This window comes from Streptomyces sp. NPDC001351 (assembly GCF_042896045.1).
GTDB lineage: Bacteria > Actinomycetota > Actinomycetes > Streptomycetales > Streptomycetaceae > Streptomyces.
The window spans coordinates 108,849-111,988 of record NZ_JBIAWS010000024.1 but is presented as its reverse complement, the minus strand read 5'-3'; the positions used below and the strand labels follow the sequence as shown (position 1 = coordinate 111,988).

The window sequence follows — 3,140 nt, the reverse complement described above, 5'->3', positions numbered from 1 at the left end:
GCACCCCCCGGATCATCAAGGACAGGGGCAACGAGTCATACCGGGCCTGGAGGCCACGAGCCCGAACCGGGCTCTACAAGGAAGGTAATGGGCGGAAGGACGACGAAGCCCCGGGTCCGGCAGGGCTCGGGGCTTCGCCGTCTGGTGCGATCTCGTCCGGCGAACGGCAGAGCGGGCGGGCGGCCTGGTGGGCTCGCCCCCGGCAATCAGCTGCTGACGCCGTCGTGCCCGCCGTCGGTTGGGTCCCTGGTCAGTCCCCTCGCGCTGGCCAGGAGCCGTGCCGATGGCTCGCCAAGACCCTCAGGCAGAGGGACGGCAGCACGCTGCTGCCTGTCAGGACCGCTCCTCGTAGACGCCGACCTGCTCGGTGTGCGTGCGGCCGTGGTCCTGCTGAGTGACGACCTTGTAGCGGGTGCTCGACGTCACGTCCCTGGTCTCGAAAGCGTGCCAGGCACCGTTGCAATACCCCGTGCCCTTCTTCACCGTGTGGTTCAGGTCGTGGATGTCGATCAGTTGACCGTCATCTTCGTGCCGTCGCCGCCGTTCCAGCGCTGGTACTTGACGCTCAACCTGATGACGCCGTCGTGGACGCCGAACGGCTGGGAGACCCACTTCTAGTGCCGAGGCTTGAACTTGGACGGTCACAGCGTCTGCCACTGTGACTGTGCCTGGATGGGGGCAGAAGCGGCATGGGAGGCCACCGGATGGGAGGCCGAAGCGATGTCCGCCTGGGCGGCCGGGGCCGCCAGGGCCAGGCCGAGGGCGGTGGCACCGGTCGTCATCGCCAGCGCTACGCGGTTGGGCATGTTCACGTGATTCCTCTCGTTGCAGACAGGTGATCCGAGGGCACCGGCTCCATGTCGGTCCGTGGAGCGGCCCCGACCGGTGCTTGCCATCGAGTTCAGCGGGTCGGGAATTGAATGGGCAGCCGGTTTTGCCGCCCTGAACAATGGACTCGCTGCAGGTCACGGCCAGACGCTGCGGCGGTGGCCAGCGGCGACCCCCTCCGATTGCGCTCCTGCCACGAGGTTGCGTACCTTGTCCGGCCTTGCGCCGCGTCCACGGGGGAAGCGGTCGGCTGGAGGGGTGAGCTGTCGATGGCGGGACGTCCGGAGAGCCCACTCGACCCCAGCACCGGGCCGGTGGCGCGGTTCGCGGCCGAGTTACGCAAACTCCGGGCGGAGGCCGGAAGCCCGACCTACCGGGTGATGGCGCAGCGGGCGGGTCAGGGGACCAGCACCCTGTCGCAGGCTGCTGGTGGTGAGCGGCTGCCGACCCTGCCCGTCGCGCTGGCCTATGTGAGGGCGTGCGGTGGTAATCCGGAGGAGTGGGAGGAGCGTTGGCGACAGGCGGCCGCTGAAGCAGCGGCAAAACCCCGGGCCGAGGACGAGGACGTCGAGCCTCCGTACCGGGGTCTGGCCCGTTTCGAGCCGGGCGACGCCGATCTGTTCTTCGGCCGCGACGAACTCACCGACCGCCTGCTCGCGCTGACCCGCTCCCGTCGGTTCACCGCCGTGTTCGGCCCCTCAGGCAGCGGCAAGTCCTCGCTGTTGCGTGCCGGACTCATCCCCCGCCTAGGTGTCCCGGACCCGGCCAGGCCGCAGCCGGCCGCGCTGCGGGTCCTCGCCCCCGGCGAGCATCCCCTGCGCACCCACGAACAGCGGCTGACCCCGAACGCGATGCGGGATCTCCACGCGCTTCACGGCGGGTGCGAGAGCGGCGGCCGCGGCGGTGTGCCGGGCGTACGGATCCCGCTTCTCCGCGGTGTCGGTCTGGTACGCCATCTGCGCGAACATCCAGGCCGCGGAGACGTATCGGTACGCCTGCCGGGCGGTCATGCGATGCCCCGACTGCTCTGCATCGCGGGCCCGTTCCAGTTGGGTCTGTGCGAGGGCCGCGGCAGCGTCCTGCCACGGAGTCCCGGTCATGGTCTCTGCCCGCAAGGCCAAGGGTGACGGAGCGAAATGGGCCAAGGCGCGCCGGAAGGTGGCCAAGGTCTACGCCCGCATCACCGACCGCAGGCGCGACCATCTGCACAAAGGGTTGTTCCCTCTCCGCCCGCCACTCGTCTCGTTCGTGAAAACCAAACGATCGTGATCGAGGACCTCGCCGTTCGGAACAGGGTGAAGAACCGCAGCCTGGCCCGCGCCATCAGCGACGCGGCCTGGTCGGATTTCCGGAGCATGCTGGAGTACAAGGCCCAGTGGTACGGCCGCGCAGTGATCGCGATCGACCGATGGTTCCCGTCCTCCAGGCTGTGCTCCGTCTGCGGCACCTGGGGGGACAAGATGCCGCTGCACGTCCGCGAGTGGACGTGCGACTGCGGGACGACCCACGACCGGGACGTGAACGCGGCGAAGAACATTCTGGCCGTCGGGCTGACGGCGTCCGTCTGTGGAGCTGGTGTGAGACCTCAACGGAGTACTCCGGGCGGGCAGTCGGCTGTGAAGCAGAAAACCCCACGGCGCGAGCCGTAGGAATCCCCCTCCTTCAGGAGGGGGAGGAAGTCAAGGCCCTCAACCACCCCACACCACCGGACAAACTCAAGCGCCTGCTCAGGACTGCCTGATCCAGGGCTCCCACCGGGCGCGGACGTGTTCCGCGCTCCGGCAGCCGCTCCCGCCATCCGGTGCCGCAGTCGGGACGGCGCCCCTCGGCCCGCAGGAACTGCTGACGTAACGCACGCCCGGACCCCACCGCTCCATCACCGGCGCCATGCACCACTGGCACAGTGGCTTCTCTGGGGGAGTGTGTGGCGCGAGGCGATAGGGGTGCGATCTCTGCAACTCAGCGCCGGATTCGTCCATGGGAGTTGGTGCACCATTGACACCCTCGCGCTTGTTCGTGTCCAGGTGTTGCCGGTCGCCTTGGGCGGTCATCTCCATGGCAGTCCGGTCGGCCCGGCAGCGCGGGGTGGTGGTGCGGTGGTCCGCGACCCTGGCCGTGCGGCCTGACCGCCACGCTTGCCGTCGGCAGCAGGCCGTACGCCGGCCAGGACACCGCCTCGGGGCACGCCGTGGGGAGCGGGCCGCCCCGGGCCGGGGTGCCGCCCCGGCGGCCCCCGGGCCCCCGGGGGCGCCCCGGGGGGACCCCCCCCCGAAACCCGCGATCACCCCAAAGATGCCAACAGTGTTGGGGTG

General features: G+C 69.8%; 1 protein-coding gene and 2 pseudogenes. 2 read left to right on the top strand and 1 reads right to left on the bottom strand.

Translation table 11 applies throughout. From position 1 onward, the window contains the following. Nucleotides 1-641: 641 nt before the first annotated feature. Nucleotides 642-806, bottom strand: a complete 165-nt coding sequence (locus ACFY1U_RS48475; protein WP_390700493.1) for a hypothetical protein — start codon at nucleotides 804-806, stop codon at nucleotides 642-644. A 291-nt stretch (nucleotides 807-1,097) separates the two neighbouring features. Between ACFY1U_RS48475 and ACFY1U_RS48470 the strand changes: the two are divergent. Both ACFY1U_RS48470 and ACFY1U_RS48465 read left to right on the top strand, forming a co-directional pair. After that, a pseudogene (locus tag ACFY1U_RS48470) lies at nucleotides 1,098-1,673 on the top strand (helix-turn-helix domain-containing protein); the annotation flags it as partial. 262 nt (nucleotides 1,674-1,935) lie between these two features. Beyond that, nucleotides 1,936-2,477: pseudogene (locus tag ACFY1U_RS48465) on the top strand (RNA-guided endonuclease TnpB family protein); the annotation flags it as partial. Nucleotides 2,478-3,140: the final 663 nt, after the last annotated feature.

Bases quoted from the DNA above. Each gene is read 5' to 3' on its own strand.
- ACFY1U_RS48475 (WP_390700493.1), bottom strand. From the start codon at position 806: ATGCCCAACCGCGTAGCGCTGGCGATGACGACCGGTGCCACCGCCCTC.